The following is a 26,644-nucleotide window of genomic DNA, read 5'->3' as shown; positions in this document are numbered from 1 at the left end:
ACTTGCGTTGCACACCCTTCCCTACCCTTGCACTGCCGCTATTAACGCGCAACTGGTAAGCTTTCGCTAGACAAGGCTCCTTCTTTTAAGGCGCCAAGGTATGAGGTCTGCCTAACTGGCGCCGGCATGCGCTGCAAAATCCGATGCACCGCATTTTGTCCCGATAGCGTTACCCCTGCAATTCCTTGCCCAGGATACACCGTATCGCCCACAAGGTATAGCCCTTCAAAATCCGTCTCGGCACCTTGTAGCTCAAAGATGCTTTTCTCGAGTGTGTTTGGAATCCCACCTACTCGCCCTTGCTTGCGATAGACCCATTCTTGCCACGACTTCGGTGTTGAGACAGTTTTAAAGAGGATTTTCTCTCGCTGAAAGCCCGGCAAATGTTGCTCTAACTTTTCCAAAAGAAAGGTCTCCACATCCGCTTTCTTTTCTGCGTAGCACTCTGGTGATAGCCATATCTCAGGCTGGGTGTGCGTCGAAATTGCCAGCAGTCGCGTGCCTTCTGGCTGTCGCTTGACATCATCTGGCATGGACAGCGAGACAAAGAAAGAATTGGATTTGCAATGTGGAATAGATTCATCTAAAATAATCTGGTGATGCAGCGCTAGATCATCGGGTAAAGTGTTCTCCACAGCAATGCTCATTGTCACTGCACCCCAACCAAACGCAAACTTTCGTGTCAGCCGCTCAAAGAAGGGTTTTAATCGCCCTTGTGCAAGGTCTGCCATATCCCAAATTGTTGCATTGCTCACAATCGTTTTTGCCATGAATCGCTCTCCTTTGTCTGTCCAGAGCACATAGTTTCGGTGCTTATCTTGCTCGAGCCGTGTGATGCGTGTTCGATAGAGAATTTCGCCTCCCATTTGCTTGTATTTTTCCACGAGGGTTTCTGCCATTGCGAGCATTCCGCCATATGCGTAGTAGTTGGAGCTATTGGTATAAGCCAAGCACGGCGCTGCATAGAGTAGTGCCACTTTGTCTGCGGTCGCTTGGGCTGTAATCATTAGCTGCTCGTTGCAGAAACGCACAAAGTTAGGGCTTTTGTCTAAGCCGTAGTGTTGAATGGTGCTCAGTGTTGTCTGAAACAGGTAGCGCAGTTTTGGAAAGTCGCTCAGTGGATTTTGCTGGTAGAGTTCCCACACATCTTGCAAGGTTCTTGGCGGAAAGGCACGATTTCGTTCTGCGACCAACCATACAAAATCACTTAGCTCAAAGATAAGTGTCCAGAACGCTCTCACTTGCTCAAATGTGCATGATGTGCCTGCGAAAAATTTCTGGTAGCACTCCTCGACCCAGCGGCGTCTATCTTTGTAGCGCACCACTTTTTTACTGCCTATGTGCACCATCATGGCCGGGTTAATTTCCACAACTGGAAACTGGACCTCCAGCGCATCGGCTAAGTGCCTAAGAGGCTGGTGCGGGTCTAATCCGACGATTGTTGTAGCGCCTGCTTCGAAGAGGAATTTCTTTCCACCTCGTTTGATGAGGTAAGAGGACGCACAACCACCGGGCACTGCTGCTGCTTCCACCAGCAGCGGGCGCAAGCCGTGCTTTGCCAGAAGACATGCCGCACTCAATCCTCCAAAACCTGCACCAATTACAATCACTTCTCGCACCATTGCTTAACTACTGGATTTTAGTTTGCGAAGACGCTCTCGTGCTTGCCGCAAGTAAAAACTTCTTGGATATTCGCGCAGCAGTCGCTCATAGCATACCAGCGCTTTTGCAGGTGATTTGAGTGGCTCTTCATAGAGTTCACCCAGTCGGAAAAGCACCTTATCGGCATAAAAACTTTTTGGATACACTTGCAAAAATTGCTCATAGCTTTCCGCTGCTGCAGCCAATGAGGTGCGCTCCAGCAGCACAGTGCGTTCATAGAGAGCATTATCGGCGAGCGACGAAGTTGGATACTTACTTAGCCACTCCGCAAAGCGCGATGATGCTTCATCATACTTTCGTGCAACGGCTGCTCGTTTCGCTATGCTGTATTCTTTTAGAGCCTGTATTGCCTGCGGATTCTTGGCAGTATCGCTCAGTGCTTCGATTAGCATCAGGCGCAGCTCAATGGCTTCATTTGCCGCATCGCGCGCAATGTCAATGTGGCTGAGTGTTTGCAGGGCTGCATCAAAATCGCTCTCAAGAAATTGCACCAGCGCAAGGTAGTAACTGGCTTCGGCTTGCACTTCAGCATTAGCATGTGGGCTACTTGCGAGTTTTTTTAGCATCTCTTGAAGCCCTTCGAACTTATCCTGTGCCAAGCGAATTTTCGCCAAGAGCAGTTCAGCGGCACGTGCAGGTTGTGATTCATAGAAGCGCTCCAAGAGTTTTTTGGCTGTGCGCTCAGCTGCCGCTGGATTTTCCAGCAGCCTAAACTCTAAGTTCGCTTGCGCAAGATAGACCTCAGGTAGGTTTTGTGACATTCGGTAGGTTTGCTCATACTCTTGATAGAGCGCCACGGCTTGCTCGAGCTTAGCTTGGCGTTCTGTGCCTGTCAGCGTTTCTGCTTCTTTTTCGAGGACGGTTGCCAAACCGATTTTGGCGCGCTGCACGAAGGGCGCATCTGCATTGGTGGATAGAATCGCTTGAAAGCCTTTGCGCGCTGCTGCAAGCTGGCGCTTTTGCAGCATTTGATTGGCAAAGCTCAGAAGTTGCCCGCCCCGTGCCGCAGTGATACGGTCACGATACAGCGCCTCTGCAAAGGCACCGTCGTAGTTATCCGCCTCAATGTACAGCTGCATGAGCAATTGTGAGAGCAGTTGCCGTGGCAGCGATGACTCTGGGAACTTACTTCGCATCCCTTCCAGCGTTGACAGCACCTCACGCAAGACAGCAGGACTGGAACGATTGGCATAGCTTAGAATTTGCGACTGCACTTTGCCAAAGTTTGGGAAGTCGTCTTCCAAAATTTTGATATACTCTTCCGTCGCTGCACGATAGTTGCTCAGAAAAAGCTGTGCATCACCTGCTTCCTCAGCAAAGAGCATCTGGTTTCTAAATCGCTCTCTGGCACGCTGAATCCACATCAGCATTGGCTCAAAGAAGCGTGCGCGTCGCAATTCTTGAATTGCCATCGCATAATCGCTCTGCGACTGCAACCCCTCACCTAAAGACTGCAACACTTTGGCTGCTTTATCCACTTCTCGGCGCTCGTAGTAGCACTGCGCCAGATGAACTTTCAGAGACAGTGTGTATGACACAACTTGTGAGCGCAGAATCTCCCTTTGCAGAAGTGGAATGAGTTTGTCATAGTTGCGCAGCTCACTCCAACATTCTCGCAGTCGCTCTACATAGAACAGTGAGCTTGGGTCGCGCTGATAGAGCTTTTCATAGAGTTCAGCCGCCTTTTCGTAGTTGCCTGCTTGATAGAGCGCTTCTGCAAGCTGCACATCGCTCTGCTGAGAAAGCAGCGACACTGGGAGTAAGAGCCATAGCACCAGAAATATCGTACTCCGCATTCGGCACTATCTTATGTCGTTGAAAAAGTAAGCCGTAACGCTAAGAGAACGCTTTTTGTGCCTAAAAATTTTCAAGTCAGCAACGCAAAAGTTCGTCGCTGTGAAAAATTGGAATCACACCACCTGCACAGCATAGAGCATAGAATTAGAATACTGAGCTATGCAGCACATTCTGCTTGCATTCGACAGCTTTAAGGGCACATTTTCGTCAGCTGAAATTGCGCACTGGGTTCAGGAGGCTTTGCCCCTGTGGGCACGTTCTCGCTGCATCATTCAGCCTCTGGCGGATGGCGGAGAGGGTTTCGTTGAAGTGTTCAAAGCGCTTCCGAATGCGGTAACACGCAAAGCGGCAGTAACCAGCCCTATGGGCGAGCGCATAACTGCTGAGTATGTCTTGATAGGACATCGTGCCGCACTTGAGATGAGCGCTGCAGCTGGTTTGCCGCTGGTGAAAGGGGCATTGCGACCCGACCTTGCTACGACCTTTGGGGTTGGCGAACTGATACTTGCTGCAGCTGCGGAGGCTACGGACATTTTTTTAGGCTTGGGCGGTAGTGCCACTTGTGATGGCGGTGCAGGTGCACTGCAAGCCTTAGGCGTTGAGTTGCTGGATGCTGCCGAGCGCCCGATTCCATTAGGCAATTTGGGCCTTGCACAGCTTGCATCGGTCAATTTTTCTACACTTCGACTGCCGCCTACGCTTTCTCTTACGCTCGCAAGTGATGTGCGCAATCCCCTTTTAGGCGAGCACGGTGCAATTCGCACATTCGGCAAACAAAAAGGTGTGCTTGATGCGGATATGGACACTTTCGAGGCGCGCCTTGAGCACTTTGCAACTGTTACGGAGCAAGCTCTCCAGCGGCGTTTTCGCCATCTTGCTGGCACTGGCGCTGCGGGCGGTCTTGGCTTCGGAATGATGCTTCTTAGTCCTTTTCTGCGCACGGTTTCTTTGCAGTCGGGCTTCGATATCATTTGCACTTTGACTGAACTGGAAGCCAAAATTCAGGACAGTGATTGCGTGCTGACGGGTGAAGGGAAGCTCGACCAGACCTCATTTGCAGGCAAAGTCGTGGGCAGTGTTGTGGCGCTGTGTCGGAAATTTCAAAAGCCGTGTTATGTCGTGGCAGGTCAGTGTGAACTTAGCCAGTCAGAGTTAGAGCATTTGGGCATTGAAAAAGTCTTTGCCATTTTTGACGCTGCACCGCCTGCGTTAAGCGTTGCCAAAGCCCAGACGCCTGAACGGCTAAAAACATTACTTGCTCAGTTTCCACAATGAAGACCAGACGTTCCGCGCCACGCAAGCGCTTGCCAGAGGAAATTCAGGTGCTGCGCGAGCCGCAGTTTTCAGATGTGCAGCGGCAGCATTTTCTTGACGGCATTGACAAGTTTAATCGCCAAGCGTATTGGGATGCCCATGAATCGTGGGAACATGTCTGGCAAGAGATGACCGAAGATGCCGAAATTGTGCTTCGTGGTCTTGTGCAATTGGCTGCTGCTCTGCATTGCCTTCAGACCAACCGCTTAGACTGTGCAGCCCGAAACTTCCAGAAAGCCTATCCTAAACTCTCTCTGGCGCCTGATGTGTTTTTAGGCATTGATATCAAGGCTTTACGAACATTCATTGAAGCGGCTCAGCATGCGCCTTATCCTTCGCCAGTTTGCCGCATTGAGTTTGTCTCAACTCAAACCCAGTGAAACTATGGCGATTCGCTACAACGCACCTGTGATTCTTACATACACTCTTATCTCTGCCGCTGTGATGTTAGCCAGTAACCTCACAAAGGGCTTCATTACACAAGCCTTCTTTACTGCCTTGCCCGCAATGTCGTTCCTTAATCCACTGACCTACTTTCGCTTGTTTTCTCACATCATTGGTCATATTGACTGGACACACCTCATCGGTAACTTCTCCTACATTCTGCTTATCGGCCCTTTGCTGGAAGAGAAATATGGCTCTATGGCGATTCTGGTCAAGATTCTTATTACCGCCTTTGTAACAGGATTGCTCAACACGCTCTTTTTCTCGACAGGTCTTTTAGGTGCCAGTGGGGTGGTTTTTATGCTCATTCTTTTGGCGTCTTTTGCGAACATTCGTGAGGGAGAGATTCCCCTCACTTTCCTTATCGTCGCAGCGCTCTATCTGGGGCAGGAGATTCTCAATAGTTTCAAGCCTGACCATGTCTCGCAGTTTGCTCACATTTTGGGTGGGATTGCTGGCGCGGTGTTTGGCTTTAGTGGCAAGTTTATCACCCAATCAATTAGCGGAAGTAGAACCTGATTCCGCTTCACTCTCTTGCGGCTTTTCATCGCTTATGAGTACTACTGCTTTAGTTGCTCTCGTGTCATTTGCTTGCAGCAGCGGCAGCTCGACAACGAATGTGCTACCCAATCCTTTGCCTTGACTTTCTGCCCAGATGCGACCATTATGTAGCTCCACCAGTTTTTTTGCAATGGAGAGTCCCAACCCTGTTGAGATTTCGCCGCCTGTCGGTCGTGCAGACAGTTTCTGAAATCGCTTGAAGAGCTTGTCTTTTTCTTCTGGTGCAAAGCCCAGTCCTTCGTCACGCACTTTGAGGTAGACATTTTTCACATCGTGCCACACACTCACCCAGATAGACTTTCCCTCAGGGCTGTATTTGATGGCATTGCTGACAAGGTTTTCAACGATAACCTTGAGGCTACTCTTGTCTGCCATCGTTTTGTTGATGCCCTCTACTTCTACACAGATGCTTTGTTTTTTCTTCTCTGCTTTGATGGATAGCGTGTTGCAGACTGTTTTGACCAGATTGCCCACATCTACCTCCGTCTTTTCCAGCGAGAGAGAGGTTTGCTCCTCCGTCCGCACGCTTAGTAAAAGTTCGTTGATGAGGTCAACAACCCGCTGCGCTTCTCGCTCAATTGTTGAGCTGTGGCGGAGCACTATCTCGTTACTCGACAACTTCGCTTTGAGTGCCTGTGCAGAGAGCAAAATGACTTGAATGATGTTCTTGACATCATGCGCTGCAAAGCTAAATATTTCTGCCTCGAGCAGTTTTGACCTTTGCAGTGCTGCATTTTGCTGCTCTAAGAGTGTATTCTGGTGCTGGAGTTGCGCTTGTGCATCATTTAGCTGGCGATTTTTGACATAGAAGAGACCGAATGCAACGCAAAGTGTGGTTATCGCTACTGCGCCACTCAGGAGTGTCAGCGCCTTAGACACTTGATTGTATCGCTGCGTCTCGGCTGTATAACGCTGCATTTCATCTTGCTCCTTCGCAATCAGCTTCGCAAATGCTCGACGCAAGTTGTCCATTGTCAGCTTGCCTTTATCTGACAGCACCAGCCGTACAGCGGCTTCAAAGCTGCTATCGCGCCGCAGTTGAATTGTCTCTCGCAGTTCCTGCAACTTTTCACTGAGGTAAATTTGCAGCTCATCTAACTTGGGGCGAGCTTCTGCATCATCTTGCAACTGACTCCGAATGTAGGAGATTTTTTCATCGAGCAGTCGCAGCGATTCGTAGTATGGCTCCAAGTAGGCTTCATTACCCGTTAGCAGGTATCCACGCTGACCTGTCTCTGCATCTTTCACGAGTGAAAGACACTGCTCCAAGCTCAAAATCAGGTTTCGGCTTCGAACTTGTTGCTGGAAAAAGTCCTCAATCTGCTGGCTATTCTGAAACGACAACACTTGCACAAGCACCAACGCCACCAGCGAGCAGGCAAAAAGGATTACTGCAGCACGTTCAAACTTTTGGAGCCACTTCATCACAAATGGGGTCAGAAGTTACGAGTATTGCACGCTTGAAGTTAAGGCTGCTGAACGGTGAAAGCAACAGTCCACTCATCGCCAAACACAACGCACACAATGCAGTAGAATCAGGAGATTGTGCCACTGCCTTGAAGCAACTATGAAAAGAGCCGCTTTGGTGCAGCGGCTCTTTCGCTTCAGGCTTCTTGCTGCTGCTGTAAGCGCTGCTTCATTAAGTTTAGTGCAGAGCCTGCTTTGAACCACTCAATTTGCGTTTCGTTGTAGCTGTGGTTTGCCAGAATGGTCTCGGTGGTGCCATCACGGTGATGCAAGACAATCGTGAGGGGCTTATTGGGCGCAAATTCGGTCAGCCCTAAGATGTCGATGGTGTCATCTTCTTGGATTTTGTCGTAGTCTGCTTTGTTAGCGAAGGTGAGCGCCAGCATGCCTTGCTTTTTGAGATTGGTTTCGTGAATCCGCGCAAAAGAGCGAGCGATGATGGCACGCACTCCCAAATAGCGCGGCTCCATTGCCGCATGCTCACGTGACGACCCTTCGCCGTAGTTCTCATCGCCTACAACTACAGTGCCAATGCCTTTGGCTTTATATTGGCGCTGCACCTTAGGCACGGACTCATACTCGCCCGTCAGCTGATTTTTCACGCAGTCTGTTTTGTCGTTAAAGTAATTGACTGCACCGATTAGCAAGTTGTTGGAGATGTTATCCAAGTGTCCGCGATATTTTAGCCACGGACCTGCCATTGAAATGTGGTCGGTTGTGCATTTGCCTTTGACTTTAATGAGCAGTTTTAAGCCTTTCAGGTCTGTGCCTTCCCAAGCAGGAAATGGCTCTAAGAGCTGCAAGCGGTCGGATTTCGGGTCCACGATTACTTGCACTATTGAGCCGTCCGCTGCAGGGGGCACATAGCCCAAGTCCTCCACTGCAAAGCCTCTGGGCGGTAGCTCTAAGCCCTTTGGCTCTTCGAGCTTGACTGGCTCTCCCTCTTCATTGATGAGCGTATCGGTGATAGGATTGAACGTCAATCTCCCTGCAATCGCCAGCGCCGTTACAATCTCAGGTGAGGCGACAAAAGCATGCGTGTTGGGGTTGCCGTCGTTTCGCGCTGAGAAATTGCGATTGAAGGAGGTGATGATAGAGTTCTTTTCCTGCTTTTCTGCACCATGGCGCGCCCACTGACCAATACATGGCCCACAGGCATTAGCAAGCACCACGCCCCCAATTTTCTCAAAGTCAGCTAGTAAGCCATCACGCTCCATTGTGTAGCGAATCTGCTCAGAGCCGGGCGTAACCGTAAATTCTGACTTTACTTTGAGCTTCTTTTCTACCGCTTGACGCGCCAGCGATGCTGCACGCGTAATGTCCTCGTAGGAAGAATTGGTGCACGAGCCAATTAGCCCTACGGAGAGGGTTTCGGGCCAACCGTTTTTGCGCACTTCTTCAGCAAATTTTGAAAGCGGCGTGGCTCGGTCAGGCGTAAATGGACCATTGATGTGCGGCTCCAGCTCCGAGAGATTAATTTCAATAACTTGGTCAAAATACTTTTCAGGCTCGGCATACACTTCAGGGTCGCCTGTCAGATGCTCGGCAATCTGGTCAGCCGCTTCGGCGACATCGGCGCGCCCTGTCGCTTCAAGGTAGCGCTTCATCGCTGCATCGTAGCCGAATAGCGATGTTGTCGCACCGATTTCTGCCCCCATATTGCAAATTGTGGCTTTGCCTGTGCAGGAAATTGACTTGGCGCCTTCACCGAAGTACTCCAGCATGTAGCCTGTCCCGCCTTTTACCGTGAGAATGCCTGCCACCTTCAAAATCACATCCTTCGCCGATGTCCAGCCGCTTAGTCTGCCTGTGAGTTTAACGCCGATAAACTTCGGAAAGCGCAACTCCCATGGCATTCCTGCCATCACGTCGACACAATCTGCTCCTCCAACGCCAATTGCAATCATTCCCAAGCCTCCTGCATTGACGGTGTGCGAGTCCGCACCAATCATCATTCCACCCGGAAACGCATAATTTTCCAGAATGACTTGATGAATAATGCCAGCACCCGGCTTCCAGAAGCCAATGCCATATTTCTGCGCTGCCGATGCCAGAAAGTCATAGACTTCCTTGTTGGCTTGCAACGCTTCGGCTAAATCTTTCGCTGAGCCAGACTTGGCGACAATCAAGTGGTCGCAATGAATGGTTGTGGGCACTGCTACTCTGGGAATTCCAGCTTGGGCAAATTGCAGCATCGCCATCTGGGCGGTCGCATCTTGCATAGCCACGCGGTCTGGCATAAACTCCACATATGACTTGCCTCGTTCATATTCTACGGTTGCATTGCCTTGCGCTAAGTGGCTGTACAGAATTTTTTCAATCAAGGTCAGTGGGCGTTTCAGAACACGGCGAGCGGCTGCCACACGCTCAGGAATCTCGCGATACTTGTCGCGAATCATCTCAATATCGAAAGCCATTGTGATACTCCCTTAGGTTGATTGAACATGGCAGGTATTACTGCTCTGAATAGGCGAAATTTAAGCGTAAAAAAGCGGTTTTGGAAAAAACGCTGCGCACATCTATGCAGGCGAAATGAACGAATTTGGTAAGTTGCGCCGCATTCAACGGTGTGGCTGATGCGCGGCTTACTGCACCACCGCGCAACGGAGATTTGCTAACTTACTGCATAACGCAATACACTTGGCTATGCGCAATCAAAACTTAGACGCACACAAAGTTGCAGCTGATGCACAACTGGAAGAGCGGCTCAGACCTATTCGATTTGAAGATTTCACTGGTCAGCAGAAAATCGTCGAGAATCTGCGCGTGTTTATTACGGCTGCGCGTGCTCGCAGAGAAGCCTTAGACCACGTTTTGCTCTCTGGACCGCCCGGTTTAGGCAAAACCACACTGGCCTATGTCATTGCAAATGAAATGGGCGCAAGCATTAAGACAACATCAGGTCCTGTGCTTGATAAGCCCGGAGACCTTGCTGGCTTGCTCACTAACCTTAACCCAGGCGATATTCTGTTCATTGATGAAATTCATCGCTTGAACCCGGTCGTGGAAGAGTATCTCTACTCAGCAATGGAAGACTTCAAGTTGGACATTATGATTGACTCGGGTCCCTCAGCGCGCAGCGTGCAAATTGCGATTCCCCAATTCACGCTAGTCGGTGCTACCACGCGTGCTGGTTTGCTGACCGCTCCTCTTCGTGCGCGGTTTGGCATTAGTGCGCGGTTGGACTACTACACTGCCGATTTACTTGAGAAAATCGTTCATCGCTCCGCAAAGATTCTCGGCGTGCAAATTGAACAAGCCGCCGCCTTCGAAATTGCACGCCGCTCACGTGGCACGCCACGCATCGCCAATCGACTTTTGCGCCGTGCACGCGACTTTGCGCAGGTCAGCGGCTCAGATACCATCACACTTGACATTGCCCGCCAAACTCTTGATGCTCTTGACATTGACGAATACGGCTTAGATGAAATGGATAAGCGCATTCTGCTAGCTATCATTGAAAAGTATGCTGGTGGTCCTGTGGGTCTTTCCACGTTAGCCATCGCCGTTGGCGAAGAACAGGATACGGTGGAGGAAGTCTATGAGCCTTACCTTATTCAGGAAGGCTACTTGATGCGCACGCCACGCGGCCGCATTGCCACCGACTTAGCTTACCAGCGCTTTAAGCTCGAGAAACCTAAACCTTCTGCAGGGCTGTTTGACTCATTGTAACGTGGCTTTCGCTTCACCCTGCAGTGCAATCTTCTCCAGTGCTTTCCACAACTACACTGCAATGCCAAGTATGCAATCTCAAAGACATCGAAATTGGCTCCCTGTTGGACTTTTCATCTTTGCCACACTCTTGCACGCTTGCCGAACCGTTGCTATTACAGGGCGTCAGCAACTCAATCTCGTTCCTCGCCAAACTATACTGTCTTTAAGCTATCAGCAGTACGGAGAATTTCTGTCGCAAGCGCGTCTGAGCACGAATCAGGAACAAGTGGAGCTGGTTCGACGTGTCGGCAAACGCATTCAAAACGCCGTTGAACAATACTTTGCTGAACAGGGACTTTCTGAAGAGCTGCAAGGCTATGAGTGGGAGTTCAACTTGGTTGAAAGCAGCGAAGTGAATGCTTGGTGTTTGCCGGGCGGAAAAGTGGTCTTTTACACGGGTATTTTGCCCATTACCAAAGATGAAGAGGGCTTAGCCGTTGTGATGGGCCATGAGATTGCTCACGCTATAGCTGAACATGGCAACGAGCGAATGAGTCAGGGGCTTTTGACACAGCTGGGGGGCGTGGCATTGGATATTGCTCTGAGAGATAAACCAAAGGAAACCCGCCAGCTTTTTCTCGTTGCCTTTGGCGTAGGTGCGCAGATTGGTGTGCTATTGCCTTTTAGCCGTATGCAGGAAAGTGAAGCTGACCGCTTAGGTCTGATTTTCATGGCAATGGCGGGCTACGACCCACGGGCAGCGCTCGAGTTTTGGAAACGAATGGCTTCGCAGGGTGGGGTGAAGCTTCCCGAATTTCTCAGCACACACCCCTCTGACGAAACTCGCATTCGTGAGATTCAAGCGGCGCTGCCTGAAGCTCTGAAATACTACCGTCGCCGCTGAACCGTCTCTGCGCTTCGCTTCAGGGCGATGTTGCCTCAGGTTGATTTGCTGTTTGTGTCTCAGATGCAGTGCTGTCTCTTTGCTCTTTCTGCGCGCGCCCACGTTCGTAGGCGTCAATGATATCACGCACTAAACGATGACGCACCACATCGCCTTTGTCTAAGTAGACAAACGAAATACCCTCAATGCCGCTCAGTAGCTTAGGTGCTTCTGCTAAACCCGAATCACGCTTGTTTGGCAAATCAATCTGCGAGATATCGCCTGTGATAATTGCTTTAGAGTTTGTGCCCAAGCGTGTTAGACACATTTTCATCTGCAGACTGGTTGCATTCTGCGCTTCATCCAGAATGATGAAGGCATTATTGAGTGTGCGACCGCGCATATACGCTAGTGGCACAATCTCAATGACCTTTTTGTCTAAATTCTCCTTGAGCTTTTCAGGTGTGAGCATATCGCTTAGCGCATCATAGAGTGGGCGTAGATAGGGGTCAATTTTTTGCTGCAAATCGCCGGGCAAAAACCCCAGACTTTCGCCTGCTTCTACGGCAGGACGTGCTAGCACAATGCGCTGCACTTGCTTTGCCTTTAGCGCAGCAACGGCAATGGCGACCGCTGTGTAGGTTTTGCCTGTGCCAGCTGGGCCGATTGCAAAGACAATATCGTTGCGTTTGGCTTCTGCCACCATTCGACGCTGCCCGGGCGTGCGGGCTCGAACAGCGTCGGTGCGTGTTACGACAATCACATCGTCCACTCCTTCTTGTGCGGCAGTCGCTGGTGCCGTCTCTCCTGCCACAATAAGCTTGATGACGGCCTCAACATCACGGGCGTGCAGTTCTCCGTTGCGATTGACCAGAAACAGCAGCTCTGCAAAAATTTTCTCAACCAGCTTGACCTCAAAGTCGCTGCCACGCAAGGTAATGTCGTTGCCACGCGCAATGATAAACACATCGGGGAATTGCTCCTCGATTCGGCGCAAGTAGGCATCTTGCGCCCCAAGGACTAACATCGGCTCAATGCCTTTGAGGGAAAATTTCTTCTCGATAGTGCCTGCTCCTTTTTATTGGTTTCTTAAAATCTCCGTTGGTGCAAACTGATGTTGCAGCACCACCTTTTCCATTCCACCTATGTCGGTTACGACAGCGCGTTTTGTCCCTAGCGCTACACTTCGACCTGCGCACTGCACTTCCAGTCTTGAAGAACCAGTTGCCTCGTGCATAGTCAGTTGCTCAACGGTCTTGCCTGCCTCAATAATTCCCTTCGTTTCAATCAGAAAAATAAGCAAATCGGCTTGGATTGCCGCCGCAAGATAGGCAGCAAGCCATTCACTTTGCACTACAACCTCAGTCTGACTTTTCTCTTTCACAATCGGGGCAAATACGGGCACACTGCCTTGTGACAACAACTCTTGCAACCGCTCACCTCTCACCCGCCAATTTGTGTGCAAGAGGTTACTCGCTTCAGCTTGTGGCACAATTAGTCCCAAGTGATGAGCAGCCAGCGCCAGTGCTGGCACGAGTTCCTCTGAGAGTTTTGCTGCAAAAGTTTTGTTAAGTGTCCTCAGTGCGCCAATTGAACTTGTAGTATTAGCGTGGTTGGTGCTATTGCTGTGCACTAAAATCAAGTTTGCCGTTGAGATGGCTTTCTTGATATCCCCTTTCAGCCGATTAAAGGTTAGCGCGTCATTCAAGTCTATGGCGCGAAGATGCATGACCACGGTGGGTTTCATTCAGTCTGTTGCTCGCAGATACGGAATTGGTTTCATCAGATGCTGGCGCACATAATCCGTTACACTCTCTTCTAATGACTTGAAGCGCACGGGGCAACCTGCAGCATAGAGCTTTTGCATACGCGCCTCGGTGAAGTATTGATATTTTCCTTGCAATGCTTCTGGCATCGGAATATACTCAATGCTGACAGGGCGCTCCATTGCCGCAAAGGTTGCTGCCACCAAATCTTTGAATGTGCGGGCTTTGCCCGTGCCCAAGTTGAAAATGCCATTTACATTCGGATTCTGAAGTAGCCAGAACATCACCTCAACGCAATCTTTGACATAGACAAAATCACGCATCTGCTCTCCATCGGCAAACTTGGGGTGATGCGACTTAAAGAGCCGCACCGTACCAGTTTGCAAAATCTGCTGATACGCTTTGAACACCACGCTTGCCATCTCCTCCTTGTGATATTCGTTTGCGCCAAAGACATTGAAAAATTTCAGCCCTACAATTTTGTTTAGCAGATTTTTGCGCTGTGCCCAAAGGTCAAAAAGATGCTTAGAGTATCCATACCCATTGAGCGGCATCAATGTGTGGAGTTTGGATTCATCATCATCGTAGCCTTGTGAGCCATCACCATAGGTTGCAGCGCTGGAAGCATAGATAAACCGAATGGAGCGCTGTGCCGCAAACACAGCAAGGTCTTTGGTGTATTCATAGTTGTTGCGCATCAGCAAATCCATATTGCGCTCTGTGGTGCTGCTAATTGCGCCCATGTGAATGATTGCATCAAGGCGGGGAAATTTTTCCGAGAGGATTTTCTGCAAGCAATCGTCTTTGTGTAGGTAGTCGGCAAAGCGTAGCCCAACCAAGTTTTTCCACTTTTCGGAGTTGCCCAGTTCATCAGCAATGATGATGTCGGTGTAGCCCACTTGGTTGAGTTTCCAGACCATTGCGCTACCAATGAAGCCGGCGCCTCCTGTGATAAGAATCATTATTTGTGCCAGTGCATTTGAGAGTTGTTTGCCGCCCAAAAATACTTCACAGGCTTTTGAGAAAAAACTTTCGCTGGACGGTGCAGCCTTCGTGCTGCAGAAGTGCTTGTTCAAGGCGCTCTGTATCCTGAATTGCCTGCAGCGTGCCTCACGCTGCTTCTCTGATGTGCTCTTGAAAAAAAGCTGCACTTGGCTTAAACTTCTGGGTGTGCCTCTTGCAACCAGAGCATTGCCTCAGTATGCACGCTTGGCTTGAACAATACCTGCGTTTCCTTGATGTGGAGCGGCGCTACTCACGCCACACGGTTATCGCCTACCAAACTGATCTTGAACAGTTTTTTGACTTTCTTACCAAGCATCTGGAGCAACCCTCAACTGACCGCCTCAATCTCCGCAATGTCGATGCGCTGACGATTCGGCTCTGGTTGGGAGAACTTCTGGCACAGAAGATGCAAGCCCGCACTATCGCACGCAAGTTGGCAGCGGTGAAGAGTTTTTTCAAGTATTGTGTAGATGCAAAATACCTCCTTGCGTCGCCCGCTGCGCTTGTGAAAACACCGAAGACGGAAAAGCGTTTGCCTGCCTTTCTTACCCCTGAGCAGATGCGCCAACTCCTTGACGACGAATTTGCTCAGCTTGACCCTGACAGTTTTGAGACTCGGCGCGACCGAGCAATTTTGGAACTGCTCTATGGCTCTGGACTTCGCCTGTCGGAACTTATTGCGCTCAATATCGAAGATATAGATATGGAGAATGGCTTCTTGAAAGTGCTTGGGAAGGGTAGAAAGCATCGCATTGTGCCGTTTGGCAATTTAGCAAAAGCAGCGCTAAAAAAATACTTTGAAGTCCGAGAGAACTTGCTTAACGTCTTTGTAGAAGCACGGCACACGCCAGCCGTGTTTCTGACGGCAAAGGCCGAACGTATCTACCCGATGTTGGTGCAACGACTCGTGAAAAAACATCTGGGGAGGGTTACAGAAATGAAGCAGAAAAGCCCACACGTGTTGCGCCATACTTTTGCTACTCACCTGCTCAATAACGGCGCTGACCTGCGCAGCGTTAGCGAAATGTTAGGGCATAGCAGCCTTGCCACAACGGAAATTTATACACACATCACCTTTGAACGATTGAAGGAGGTCTACCAGCAGTCTCACCCAAAAGCATAGAGTTTTTCGGCACGCACAGCGTCCGAAAATGTGAAAGCCCAGAGGTCTTCACTCTGGCACAGTCTTCTCTAAACAACGATAAAAGGAGAAAAAATATGAGGACCGCTCAACTGAATGGGAAAGCGCCGTCTCGCAATGAGATGCGTGTGCAGTTTACGCTGCGTCACTCGTCAAGAAGAAATCGAGCTGTTGAGCAGTATGCTCGTGCTGCTGTGCAAGATTTTCAGAAGTATTTCAATGGTGTTACAGATTGCCACATTATTCTGGACCACCAGAAAAATGACTATGTCCATAATAAGGTGGCCGAAATTACCGCTCATGTGCATCATCATACCTTTGTTGCCAGAGAAGCAGCTGAGAGCTATCAGAAAGCTATTGACAGTTGCGTAGATCACATCTGCCGTCAGCTTCAGAAGCACAAGGAAAAAGTTCGTCATCTATAAAAGTTATCAAGGCGGGCGATTTTTGCCCGCCTTAACCTTTTAAGTGTGTTTGTTGGCAATGGAGTTCAACAAGAAGCCTTTGAAGAAAAACTCAATCACGGTCGCCGAGTTTTACACGCAGATTAGTTTGAAAATGGGTGTGGCGCTCGAGCGCTTGAACGATGTAGATATGTCAAAGCGTAAAGTGGTCGAGCGCGACATTCATCGTCCTGGGTTGGCTTTGGCAGGCTTTACCAACCTCTTTACCTACAAGCGCGTGCAGATTTTTGGCAATACTGAAACCCGCTTTCTCAATCATCTTTCACCTGAAAAGCGCCGTGAGGCATTTGAGAACATCACCAAGTTCAAAATGCCTTGCATTTGCCTGACCGACAACAATAAACTAGACAAAACCTTGCTTGACATTGCCACACAAGCTGGCATCCCTGTTTTTCGGACATCTATTCCAACTACGAAATTTATCTACCTCGTCACGGACTTTCTGGATGACCAGTTTGCCCCGCATCAGACCTATCACGGTTCGATGGTAGATGTTTATGGCATTGGTATGCTTCTGGTCGGGCGCAGCGGTATTGGTAAATCAGAAGTGGCGCTGGATTTGGTAGAGCGTGGTCATCGTCTTGTGGCCGATGATGCCGTCGTGCTGACTCGCAAAGGCGAATCGGTTTTGATTGGCTCGAGCACCAATCTGGTCGGTCATTTTATGGAAATTCGCGGGCTTGGCATTATTGATGTGCAGGCTATGTTTGGCGTGCGCGCTATTCGCTATCAGAAACGGCTCGAGGTGGTTGTCGAGCTCTTCGAGTGGGCTGCCGACCGTGAATATGACCGCACAGGCTTAGAGCCAAAATATGTTAACATCTTGGGCGTCAATGTGCAGCATGTTCAATTGCCAATTTATCCGGGTAAAAACATCACGGTCATCGCTGAAGTTATTGCTTTAAACTACCTACTCAAGCACTATGGCTACGACGCAGCAAAGGCGTTCGAGCAGCGACTCACGGAAAAAATTGCTGCACAAAGCAGCAGGTCCCGTCGGAATGGCGCAGAGCGCTCCGTTGAGTATTTTGAACACGACTTTGAATGAGCCACTCAGCTTTGCGCCCGTCGCACATCGTTAGACGCTTTGCTGATTGCACAGTTTCCTTAACCCTGATTTTTGGCAACACCGTAATTTTGTGCTTCTTTTGGGAAGAGAGCCAGTGAAAGCTGGCTTCAATGCGGCTACGACTTCATCGCAATACAGGTCAGAATGCCATAGTTACAAAGCTTCAACTATGCCAATTACGCTTTCAGAAGTTGTGCATCAGTATCCATCAAGCAGTTTGCCTACATTGCGTGTGCCAAGTTTTGTCATCAATGATGGCGAGCATTTGGCGTTAGTCGGCCGTTCTGGGAGCGGCAAATCTACCTTGCTCAATTTGATTGCAGGAATTCTGACGCCGACGGCTGGTACGATTGACATCAATGGTACTGATATTACGAAACTCTCTGAAGCCAAGCGTGACCTTTTTCGGGCTGAAAACATTGGCTATGTGTTCCAGACTTTCAACTTGATTCAGAGCCTTTCAGCGCTGGAAAATGTGCTTTTAGCGATGAGCTTTGCCAGCAAAGTAGAAAAGCCCAAAGCGCGCGCAGAGGAGCTGCTGCAGCAGGTTGGGTTAGATGGCAAGTATCATAAGAAGCCACGTGAGCTATCCGTTGGTGAGCAGCAGCGTGTGGCGATTGCACGGGCAATTGCCAATGAACCTCGCATCATTTTAGCCGACGAACCCACTGCTAACCTTGACGAACAAAATGCAAATGCGGTGCTAAACCTGCTTTTAGACCTCTCGTCCCGCGAAAACCGCATTTTGATACTGGTTACCCACGAGCGCGATGTGGCTGCGCGCCTGCCTCGTGCCCTTGAACTTAAAACCATTAATCGCATATAAAATGGCTAAGCAATCACTGAAAAAGCCCGCAAAGAAGCCCTCAAAATCTACAAGCACCAAGCAAAACACACCCTCCTTCACCCTGAACATAGACGGTAAGCCGCGTAACGGTTTAGAGAAACATGCTGGTAAAGTAACATGGAGCGCCACACAAGCACTTAGCGATGAAAAACTCCGTGCATGGATTGCTTTGAGCCATGAAGGCTGGCGTGTGTTTCGCATTATGTCGGAGTTTGTAGCAGGTTTTGAGAAAATGTCTGAACTAGGTCCTGCCGTTACCATTTTTGGTTCTGCACGTGTTAAGCCCAACGATAAGTATTACAAAATGGCAGAGCGAATGGCAGAGCTTTTAGCGCAAAATGGCTTAGGCGTTATCTCAGGCGGCGGACCTGGCATCATGGAAGCGGCCAACAAAGGGGCTAAAAAAGCCGGCGGCGCCTCAATCGGCTTTAACATTGAGCTGCCTCATGAACAAAAGCCAAACGACTACATTGACCCAGATAAGCTCTTAACCTTCAACTACTTCTTCGTGCGCAAAATGATGTTCGTCAAGTATTCGCAAGCTTTCATTGTAATGCCTGGTGGATATGGCACGCTTGACGAACTCTCCGAAGCGATTACTCTCATGCAAACCAAGAAAACGGCAGCTTTCCCTGTTGTGCTAATTGGCTCAGAGTTTTGGAGCGGACTTTTAGACTGGATAAAAAACGTGATGCTGAAAAAATATCACTACATCACGGCTGAAGACCTGAAGTTTATGCAACTGGTTGACACGCCCGAAGAAGCCTTGCAGATTATTCTGGACTTCTACAAAGAATATGACTTTGCCCCCAACTTTTAGCTTGCTGTAGGGTAAAGCTTTGCCTTGCCGACATGCCCCTCTTGTTAGAGAATCTATCAAGTCACCTCATGGAGATTGAGCCTCAGCAGAACGAGTAACGTCTATTTCATCGCAAAAGCGATTTCGGCAAATCTTCATACTTCTTGATGCGGTATAAGTTATTTGCTACCATTGGCAGATCTGCGAAGGGAAACGCAATGCACATTTCGCCCTCGCTCATTCTTGCCAGCTCTCGTCCTGAGAGGTCGCCGGGCGAAAAGATTGGCTTTTTTGCCAGATAAGGGTGTGGCACAACTAATGCGCACAGCGACAGCCCCGCTAATCCTTGCACCAATTCCCCCGACTCGAAGCTGTAGGCATGGCAGAGCCACTCCAGCTGGCGTGCATTGCAGAAAAAGAGCACGACATCTGGTTCAGGCACTTGCTCTAAGCGTCCCATTACAGTGGCTTCAAAGTATTTGGCTTTCTTGAAGCTATGAGGCACACTTTCTTGGCACTTTATGGCAGATTCACGTGAGTAGTAAATTTTGCCTTCACCGACCAGCATTGCCCAGCCAATCTCTTCCATCTTCGGCGAAAGGGCTTGTTGCCCCATCCCTGTGTAACTGACGCCTCCTGCACAGATGTGGTCGCTGGGCACTGTGTAGAAGGGTGCATCGTAGTTTGAGACCTCTTTCCACATTCCGCAGTAGATACCCTTGCCTCTGTAAGGCTGAATGCCTTCGGGAACATCGGCAAGGGTTGGGCAGAATTTGAGCGCCACAAAATCGCGCATAATGCCCGTAAAGTCTCGGATTTTTTGAGCCAGCTCTCGCTGTCGCAAAAGCGCCTCACTTAGGGAAACTTGGGAAGTACTTGACATCGTTACTCCTTTTTCTAAGGAAATGTTTTCTCTTGTGCGCTCCTTGTTCGGACAAGCTATGCAGTGCAAATTTGCCTTATCCTATCTTTGCTCCAAAGAGCAGACGGTTTACAAGGAGCATCACGCCGCTTTGAAAGTTAGTGCTTTTGACAGATTTTTAGAGCATTTCAAATGACCAAAGACGACGAAGTACTTTTGCGACGATACCTTTCGCTCCGTGCTCAGCTTTCAGAATTAGAGGAGGAGCTTGAGAAGCTGAAGCCTGCTGTGTTCGATATTGTTGATGAGGAGAAACGGACAAATGGTGAGCCAGTTGTGCTCGATGGCTTCAAGTTCGAGCTGCACTACCGACGCACTTACACTCACTCGGCTGCTGTGGAAGCGCTAAAGGAACAGCTTTCAGCACTAAAGAAGCAAGAAGAGCAATCTGGCATTGCAACCTTAAAATCGCAGACTGGGTTTGTGCGCGTGGTGCCTATTGTTGCCACATCTTCGCCAACTGAACCAACTGAACCTATCCACAATGATTGAGACTCTTGATACGGCTGTTCAGACTTATACTGCTAAGCTTGATGCCTTGCGTCAAAAACTTCGGCAATTTGACTTAGATGCGTGGCTACTCACTGACCTCTCTAACATTGCTTGGCTCACTGGATTTCGTGGCTCGAATGCAACGGTTCTGCTCACAGACGAATCAGCGTGGCTTTTTACTGATGGACGATATGCCGAGCAAGTGAAAATTGAAGTCAAAAATGCGGAGCCAGTCATTACGCCAGATGGCGTGCTGGAAGAATTGAAGTCAGGGAAGTATCCTGTCAGTGGCCGCGTTGGATTTCAGGCTGATAAACTCCCATTTGCAACCGTAGAAAAGTTGTGCACGGAACTACCCCATCTGACGTTTGTGCCGCATTCTGGCGTGTTCGATGAGCTGCTTGCTGTCAAAAGCAGTGATGAGCTGGAAAAGATAAAAGCAGCGGTTGCGATTACGGACAAAGTTTTTGAGAAACTCTTAGAGATTATTTCCCCAAAGGTTACAGAGCGCGACATTGCGGCAGAGATTTCATACTGGAACAAAAAATTCGGGGCAGAACGAGACGCCTTCGAGCCGATTGTCGCCTCTGGGTCTCGTGCTGCTTTACCCCATGCCCGCGCCAGTCATCACTTCATTGAAAATCATTCATTGGTTGTGATTGATATGGGCTGTGTGGTGGACGGCTACTGCTCTGACCAAACTCGCACTGTAGCAGTTGGCAAAATTTCTGCTGAGGCACGCAGAGCTTATCACACTGTGCTCGAGGCACACCTGTTAGGCATTCACTCTGCCAGAGTTGGTATGCAGGCAAAAGAGTTAGACGCAATTGTTCGCCAGTTTCTTTCCGAGCGCGGCTACGGAGAAGCATTTTCACACTCGCTTGGTCATAGCATTGGCATGCAGGTGCACGAAGTGCCCACGATTGGTCGCAAGTCAGAGATGCGCTTGCCTAAAGGGGCAGTTTTTACGATTGAACCCGGCGTCTATGTGCCGCATCAATTTGGTGTGCGCATTGAAGATATGGTCTATTTGACCGATGAAGGTGCATTGCCGCTGCCTCGTGCTCCGAAACATCTTATTGAGCTGTAGCGCTCCAAACCGAACCTGTTAGTTTGCCCAAGTCGGCTGAATGCAGTGCGCTCAAAGAATTTTTTTAGTGCTATGAGCAGACTTTATTGCGTCCAGTTCGTTTGGCCTCGTAGAGTTTTGCATCTACGGCGCTCAGCAGCTTGTCGACGTTTGGGTAGTCTTTTGCTTCTACGACACCAATGCTCACGGTGATGGATAGGTCGGGGTGAATTTGGGCCCAATTGTGATTCTGCACCAGCAAGCGTAACTTCTCGCAGGCTGCCACTGCTTTCAGGAGCGGCGTCTCAGGCATTACGATAATGAATTCTTCTCCGCCGTATCGTCCGATTAGGTCGTTGCTACGCGACTCACGGCGTAGCAGTTGTGCCAGTTCCCTTAGCACCTCATCACCAATTTGATGCGAGAAGCGGTCATTGACTTGCTTGAAAAAATCAATATCCGCCATTGCTACGCTCAGTGGGCGACCGTAGCGACGTGCACGGTCAAATTCCTGCGCTAGCTCAATATCTAAGTAACGACGGTTGAGCAACTTCGTTAGCCCATCTTCACGGGCTTGTCGCTCCAAGGCTTTGGCTTGCTCTTGCACTTGCAAAAGCAGCAGTGTCTTTTGCGCATTTGCTTCTCTTAGTGATTCGGTTAGTTTTTGCAGTTCTTCATTGACTTTGGCTAGCTCGACATTTTTCAAGCGATAAATTTCTGCTTCCCGCTGTGATTTTTCTGCGTCGTATTGAATCGACAGTCCACGCAGCTTTTGAGCTGCCTCTCGGCTGAAGACTTCTTCTTTCAAGTAATGAAATTTCTTGAAGTGCATCAGTGCCTTTTCAAGGTTACCCGCTTGCTCATATGCAGTAGCAAGAGCTTCATGTGCTTTGTAAATCCACTCTTTGGACTTGATGTCCTCAGCCAGTGACAAGGCTGGTAATAGATACAGCAAGGCGCGCTCAGGCTTTTGCTCTGCACAAAACAGCGACCCCAATCTGACCAGTGTGGAAGTCTCTCCGTATTTATGCCCCACTTGCCTTGAAATCTCGAGGCTCTGCAGGTAATAGCGTTCTGCTTGCGAAAAATCGTTCTGGTGTTGATACAGTGAGCCAATGTTAGCTAGCGTTACGCCTTGCCCGCGTTTGTCACCGATTTGTTGGCGAATCTCTAACGACCTATGGTAGTAGTAGAGTGCTCGCCGATAGTCGCCAATGCGTTGATATGCATCACCTAGCTCATTGAGCGTATAGGCTTGACCTTGCAAATTTCCTAATTCTTCTTTGAGCGCAAGGCTTTTGGAGAAGTAAGCGAATGCTTTGGGAGTATCATTAAGCCGTTCATAGACGCAGCCCAAGTCGTTTAGCGAATACGCCTCACCTAATCGGTCGCCTGTTTCTTCCTTGAGTTTGAGGCTTTTGAGGTAGTAGTTGATCGCTGCGGGGTAGTCGCCAAGCCGATAGTAGATGTTGCCAATCCAGTTTAGCACTCGCCCTTGTTTCAGCTTATCGCCTAAATTCTGGTACGCAGAGAGCACATAAAACAGTTCGGTCAGCGCTTCTTCATAGTCGGAGAGCAAATACTTGCAAACGGCTCGATGATAGAGGCTATCTACAGCACCGCGCTCATAGCCAAATTTCTTTGCCAGCGCATGCGCAGCATTGCTCAGCTCAATGCCACGCTGCGGATTAATATCCTTGATTTCCCAAGCGTATTCATTGAGCAAGTCTGCTTTTTCTGCACTTTCTGGCACGACACTCAGCCGCTCTTCTATGTCCAAAAACTTTTGCATCGTTTTCTGCAGAGAAAAAATACGCCAAAAGTTGCTTTTCGAAGGCTTTTGCCGCTGAGGTTTTTTGAGCCAGCTGCGGTGAAAAATACGAAGACTTCATCATTGCTTAGTTTAGCACGCTTATCAGTCGCAACACCGATATTTCCCGCCTTCAACCTAACTTTGTGTTTCGTTATGCATCGTTCTTGGTAGCGAGCCGTAGACTTTATGCATTCACTTGCATCATCGTAGGACGCGCGGTTTTCTGCAAAAGCGTTTCGCACAGAACCAATGAGCTACACGATACCACCTTTTTTCAAAAGTTTGGCTGACCGTGTAACAGATGGTCTGATTGCAAGCCTTGCTTGCATTGTGCAGCGACTTTCACAGCAGCAGCTTTATGCCTTAGCCGCATGGATTGGACAGCTGCTCGATAGACGCATCAAACTGCGTCGCTCACTCATTGAAGAAAACTTGCGGTATGCCTTTCCTGAGAAAAGTGAGCCAGAGCTGCAGCAACTTGTGCGCCAAATCTACTTGGAACAAGCTATCTACTTTCTGGAAATTTTGCGCTTGCCACTGGTGCGCACACGCCAAGATGCCGAAGCACTTTTTGAGATTGATGCGTCGCTAATTGAGTCGCGCTGTTTTTCGCAGGGGCGTGGCGGCATTGTGGTCTCGGCTCATTTTGGCAATTGGGAATTGATGGCTGTGTGCTGGGCACTGTGCGTGCGCCCGATTGCAATTGTCTACAAGCCGCTTTCGAATCGCTGGCTTAATGCACGGCTCAACCAATGGCGCACGGCTTGCGGCAATGAGCTGATTTCCATGCAAGATGCGGCTCGCTTAGGCTTGCGCCGTCTTCGTGAAGGCAAGCTCCTTGCATTGCTGAGCGACCAATCGGGACATTCAGACGGTTTTTACTTGCCGTTCTTGGGTCGCCCTGCTTCAGTTTTCTTAGGTGCTGCCGTCTTTGCGCTGCGCACAGGACTGCCGCTCCTGCTTGCTATGCCGATTCGCACGGCACTGGGCAAGTATCGCATTGAGTTTAGCGAGATTCCAACATCTGATCTCTCTTACAGCACTGAGAGCATCCACCAACTTGCTCAGCGTTACACGGAAGCGATTGAGCGTTACATTCGCCGATATCCAGCACAGTGGTTTTGGCTGCACAACCGTTGGAAACATATACCGCCTGCTGCCACTCAGCCGCTCCATACTGACCTTTCCCATTCTGCACTATGAGCAAGCCACCCTTCAAATACACGCCCAAGTATCTTTTGCAGGAAGCTGTGAAGTGGACAGAATATGGGCTGCAGCGTGGCTTTATCTACCTTCTTAGGCTTCTTTTGCCTCGTCGCAAAGGCTCTCTCTCGCATATTGACTTTTCACAGGCAAAGGTGCTTTTTTTGCGCCAGAATCAAATCGGTGACGCTTTAATCTCTACGCCGATTTTTGCAGCTCTGAAGCGCCACTATCCCTCTATTACGCTGGATGTCGTCTTAGACCGACGCAATGCTACAGCGCTTGATGGCAATCCGTACATTCGGCGACGCTATGTGATAAAGCAAGCCCGCTTTGATTTCATCGGTGTGCTTCAGGCAATTCGCCAAGAGCGATACGATATGGTGATTGACCTTATTCACTCTGCTTCATCGACCTCGACTTTGCTTTGTCTGTTTTCTGGCGCGAGCGTGATTGGCGGCTTTGAGCGAGAGAATGATTTTGTCTACGATGTGAAGGTGCAACTTCCTGCTGGCAAGCGTATGCTACGCCAGCTTGCAGAGATTCTGCGTCTTTTTCAGATTGACCCTGACCAAGAGCCCCTGCGACCATCGTTTTACCTTTCACCTTCATCGCCTTCATTTGCTGAGCGCATTCTTCTGCCGCTGCGTCAGCAATTTACGCACCTTGTTGGGGTTAATATCTCCGCCAGCAGTGCTACATTCAAATTCTGGGGTAAAGAGAACTTCATTGCGCTACTACGCCATCTGCGTCAGCGGTTTCCAAGCGCAGCCTTTGTGTTACTTTATGCAAAGTCGTATCGGACACTGGCAGAGGAGATTGCCATCGCCAGCGGTGCTGAACTATGCGAAGAGACACCCACGCTTTCAGACTTTGCGGCGGTCATTTCGATGCTTGACGCACTTATCACCCCTGATTCAGCGGCAGCGCACTTAGCTGACATTTTTGGCGTGCCTGTCTTCATTTTGACTTACCTTCCTGAGGGTGAAACTGCGTGGTATCCATCTTTCACCTCTTTCCATGTGATGCATTCACCCAACGGACTGGTTGCGTCTATTCCACTTGCACAGGTGCGCAGTGCTTCAGAGGCATTTCTTGAACGAACTTTTGCTCACCAGTTTCCCTCTAAACCGTCGCACCTTGCGTAGCAGGCAGTTCTACGGGCAGACCATGCAGGGTTTCCTTAATTAGGAAATCTACTACTGCTTTGATATCGCCACCCGTTGCTTCATAGACCTGCAACTGTTTGCTTGCGCTGGTGCCGTGCTCTAAGATTTTGTAAATCGTGTTGATTTCCTTGCGTGAGCCAAGTTCCTCAACAGCATTATCAACAAAGCGGAGAAATTCCAAAATGAGGTCGGGCGTTGGAATTTTCTTGCGCTTACTGAAATCAATCAGTTGCCCTGTCAGTCCATAGCGTGCCGCCAAGAATTTGTTTTCTTCAATGAGTGCGCGGCTGTAGTGGCGAAACTGCATATTGCGCCGATACAGGTCGTAAAGTGTCTTGGCTGTAGCTTGAATGAGCGCAGCGACTGCGATGGATTCATCCACACGCGTAGGAATGTCGCAGATGCGAATTTCGAGGGTTTCGAAGAAGGGGTGTGGTCGCACATCCCACCAAATTTTCTTGCCGTTGTCAATGCATCCTGTCTGAATTAGTAGCTTTACATAGTCATCGAACTCTGTGTAGGAATTAAAAATGTCGGGAATGCCTGTGCGTGGAAAGCTTTTGAAGACCTGTGTGCGCCACGAAAATAGCCCTGTTGGTCGTCCGAGCCAGAATGGTGAGCTTGTCGTGAGCGCCAAGATGTGTGGCAACAGATAGCGAATCTGATTCATCACTTCAATTTGCGCTTCACGGTCTTTGATACCGATATGCACGTGTAAGCCAAAGATGAGATTAGCGCGTGCAATATCCTGCAAATCGTTCACTAGCCCGTGATAGCGTTCATGCTGCGTGATTTCCTGATACTTCCAGTCAGAAAAAGGATGCGTAGAGGCTGCCACAATTCTCAGACCTTTGGAAATAGCCAGTTTTGCTAACTCTGTGCGTAGTCTCACCAAATCTCTGCGCGCCTCTTCAATATCTGCACAAATGCCAGTTCCCACTTCCACCACTGATTGATGCATTTCAGGCTTGATGTGCTCTTTCAAAATCAGTCGCCCGTCTTCCAAAATCTGCTGAATGTGGCTCTTTAGCTCACGCGTAACGGGGTCAACGATTTGATACTCTTCCTCAATGCCAATTGTAAACTTCTCCTTCTCCATTTTG

General features: G+C 49.4%; 24 protein-coding genes. 14 read left to right on the top strand and 10 right to left on the bottom strand.

Annotation, left to right across the window (positions count from 1 at the left end):
- Positions 1-41: 41 nt before the first annotated feature.
- Both NZM05_08145 and NZM05_08140 read right to left on the bottom strand, forming a co-directional pair.
- Positions 42-1,622, bottom strand: a complete 1,581-nt coding sequence (locus NZM05_08145) for an NAD(P)/FAD-dependent oxidoreductase (protein ID MCS7013582.1) — start codon at positions 1,620-1,622, stop codon at positions 42-44.
- Positions 1,623-1,625: 3 nt separating this feature from the next.
- Entirely contained in the window at positions 1,626-3,458 is a 1,833-nt protein-coding gene (locus NZM05_08140; GenBank protein ID MCS7013581.1) for a tetratricopeptide repeat protein, read from the bottom strand.
- Positions 3,459-3,618: 160 nt separating this feature from the next.
- On the opposite strand from NZM05_08140, the gene NZM05_08135 reads away from it, so the two are divergent.
- From NZM05_08135 to NZM05_08125, 3 genes are read left to right on the top strand one after another with little or no spacing between them, the layout of a single operon-like run.
- Entirely contained in the window at positions 3,619-4,734 is a 1,116-nt protein-coding gene (locus NZM05_08135; protein ID MCS7013580.1) for a glycerate kinase, read from the top strand.
- The gene (locus NZM05_08130) at positions 4,731-5,153 is read left to right on the top strand and encodes a DUF309 domain-containing protein (GenBank protein MCS7013579.1); all 423 of its coding nucleotides are present in this window, start codon (positions 4,731-4,733) and stop codon (positions 5,151-5,153) included. Before NZM05_08135 ends, NZM05_08130 begins: the two co-directional genes overlap by 4 nt.
- A 4-nt stretch (positions 5,154-5,157) precedes the next feature.
- Entirely contained in the window at positions 5,158-5,736 is a 579-nt protein-coding gene (locus tag NZM05_08125) for a rhomboid family intramembrane serine protease (GenBank protein MCS7013578.1), read from the top strand.
- On the opposite strand, the gene NZM05_08120 is transcribed toward NZM05_08125, so the two are convergent.
- Positions 5,713-7,203, bottom strand: a complete 1,491-nt coding sequence (locus tag NZM05_08120; GenBank protein ID MCS7013577.1) for a CHASE3 domain-containing protein — start codon at positions 7,201-7,203, stop codon at positions 5,713-5,715. The two genes, NZM05_08125 and NZM05_08120, sit on opposite strands and share 24 nt — an antisense overlap.
- A gap of 179 nt (positions 7,204-7,382) precedes the next feature.
- On the bottom strand, positions 7,383-9,662 hold the full coding sequence (locus NZM05_08115; GenBank protein MCS7013576.1) for an aconitate hydratase: 2,280 nt from the start codon (positions 9,660-9,662) through the stop codon (positions 7,383-7,385).
- A gap of 229 nt (positions 9,663-9,891) precedes the next feature.
- Between NZM05_08115 and ruvB the strand changes: the two genes are divergently transcribed.
- Entirely contained in the window at positions 9,892-10,917 is a 1,026-nt protein-coding gene (gene ruvB, locus NZM05_08110) for a Holliday junction branch migration DNA helicase RuvB (GenBank protein MCS7013575.1), read from the top strand.
- Between the two features lie 70 nt (positions 10,918-10,987).
- Positions 10,988-11,803 carry a M48 family metallopeptidase gene (locus tag NZM05_08105; GenBank protein MCS7013574.1) on the top strand — a complete coding sequence of 272 codons (816 nt, stop codon included), beginning with the start codon at positions 10,988-10,990 and terminating at the stop codon, positions 11,801-11,803.
- Between the two features lie 19 nt (positions 11,804-11,822).
- Here the strand turns inward: NZM05_08105 and NZM05_08100 are convergent, their stop codons facing one another.
- Genes NZM05_08100 through rfaD form a run of 3 tightly spaced genes read right to left on the bottom strand, consistent with a single transcriptional unit; the run spans position 11,823 to position 14,510 of the window.
- The gene (locus NZM05_08100) at positions 11,823-12,809 is read right to left on the bottom strand and encodes a PhoH family protein (protein MCS7013573.1); all 987 of its coding nucleotides are present in this window, start codon (positions 12,807-12,809) and stop codon (positions 11,823-11,825) included.
- 51 nt (positions 12,810-12,860) lie between these two features.
- Positions 12,861-13,529: a hypothetical protein gene (locus NZM05_08095; GenBank protein MCS7013572.1), complete on the bottom strand. Its 669-nt coding sequence runs from the start codon at positions 13,527-13,529 to the stop codon at positions 12,861-12,863.
- Complete coding sequence (rfaD, locus tag NZM05_08090) at positions 13,530-14,510, bottom strand: ADP-glyceromanno-heptose 6-epimerase (GenBank protein MCS7013571.1); 981 nt, start codon at positions 14,508-14,510, stop codon at positions 13,530-13,532. It abuts the gene before it with no gap.
- 239 nt (positions 14,511-14,749) lie between these two features.
- Here rfaD and xerC point away from each other — a divergent pair, with 239 nt between their 5' ends.
- From xerC to NZM05_08065, 5 genes are all read left to right on the top strand, one after another.
- Positions 14,750-15,676 carry a tyrosine recombinase XerC gene (gene xerC / locus NZM05_08085; GenBank protein ID MCS7013570.1) on the top strand — a complete coding sequence of 309 codons (927 nt, stop codon included), beginning with the start codon at positions 14,750-14,752 and terminating at the stop codon, positions 15,674-15,676.
- A 95-nt stretch (positions 15,677-15,771) separates the two neighbouring features.
- Positions 15,772-16,119, top strand: coding sequence for a ribosome-associated translation inhibitor RaiA (gene raiA / locus NZM05_08080; GenBank protein ID MCS7013569.1), 348 nt, complete (start codon positions 15,772-15,774; stop codon positions 16,117-16,119).
- 58 nt (positions 16,120-16,177) lie between these two features.
- Entirely contained in the window at positions 16,178-17,206 is a 1,029-nt protein-coding gene (gene hprK, locus NZM05_08075) for an HPr(Ser) kinase/phosphatase (GenBank protein MCS7013568.1), read from the top strand.
- Between the two features lie 190 nt (positions 17,207-17,396).
- The gene (locus tag NZM05_08070; GenBank protein ID MCS7013567.1) at positions 17,397-18,053 is read left to right on the top strand and encodes an ABC transporter ATP-binding protein; all 657 of its coding nucleotides are present in this window, start codon (positions 17,397-17,399) and stop codon (positions 18,051-18,053) included.
- A 1-nt stretch (position 18,054) separates the two neighbouring features.
- Positions 18,055-18,894, top strand: a complete 840-nt coding sequence (locus tag NZM05_08065) for a TIGR00730 family Rossman fold protein (protein ID MCS7013566.1) — start codon at positions 18,055-18,057, stop codon at positions 18,892-18,894.
- Between the two features lie 106 nt (positions 18,895-19,000).
- Here the strand turns inward: NZM05_08065 and NZM05_08060 are convergent, their stop codons facing one another.
- Complete coding sequence (locus NZM05_08060; protein MCS7013565.1) at positions 19,001-19,756, bottom strand: DUF169 domain-containing protein; 756 nt, start codon at positions 19,754-19,756, stop codon at positions 19,001-19,003.
- 171 nt (positions 19,757-19,927) lie between these two features.
- Here NZM05_08060 and NZM05_08055 point away from each other — a divergent pair, with 171 nt between their 5' ends.
- Entirely contained in the window at positions 19,928-20,287 is a 360-nt protein-coding gene (locus tag NZM05_08055; GenBank protein ID MCS7013564.1) for a hypothetical protein, read from the top strand.
- Entirely contained in the window at positions 20,280-21,377 is a 1,098-nt protein-coding gene (locus NZM05_08050) for a Xaa-Pro peptidase family protein (GenBank protein MCS7013563.1), read from the top strand. The genes NZM05_08055 and NZM05_08050 overlap by 8 nt, the downstream gene beginning before the upstream one ends.
- A 70-nt stretch (positions 21,378-21,447) precedes the next feature.
- Here NZM05_08050 and NZM05_08045 read toward each other — a convergent pair whose 3' ends face one another.
- The gene (locus NZM05_08045) at positions 21,448-23,148 is read right to left on the bottom strand and encodes a diguanylate cyclase (protein ID MCS7013562.1); all 1,701 of its coding nucleotides are present in this window, start codon (positions 23,146-23,148) and stop codon (positions 21,448-21,450) included.
- A 270-nt stretch (positions 23,149-23,418) separates the two neighbouring features.
- On the opposite strand from NZM05_08045, the gene NZM05_08040 reads away from it, so the two are divergent.
- A complete protein-coding gene (locus NZM05_08040; protein ID MCS7013561.1) occupies positions 23,419-24,372 on the top strand; it encodes a lysophospholipid acyltransferase family protein in 954 nt (317 codons plus the stop codon).
- Positions 24,369-25,520, top strand: a complete 1,152-nt coding sequence (locus tag NZM05_08035) for a glycosyltransferase family 9 protein (GenBank protein ID MCS7013560.1) — start codon at positions 24,369-24,371, stop codon at positions 25,518-25,520. Before NZM05_08040 ends, NZM05_08035 begins: the two co-directional genes overlap by 4 nt.
- On the opposite strand, the gene NZM05_08030 is transcribed toward NZM05_08035, so the two are convergent.
- Positions 25,498-26,640, bottom strand: coding sequence for a carboxylate-amine ligase (locus NZM05_08030; GenBank protein MCS7013559.1), 1,143 nt, complete (start codon positions 26,638-26,640; stop codon positions 25,498-25,500). The two genes, NZM05_08035 and NZM05_08030, sit on opposite strands and share 23 nt — an antisense overlap.
- Between the last annotated feature and the right edge of the window lie 4 nt (positions 26,641-26,644).

This window comes from Chloroherpetonaceae bacterium (assembly GCA_025056565.1).
Lineage (GTDB): Bacteria > Bacteroidota > Chlorobiia > Chlorobiales > Thermochlorobacteraceae > Thermochlorobacter.
The sequence above is the reverse complement of the archived record's forward strand: the minus strand, read 5'-3'. Positions and strand labels throughout refer to the sequence as shown.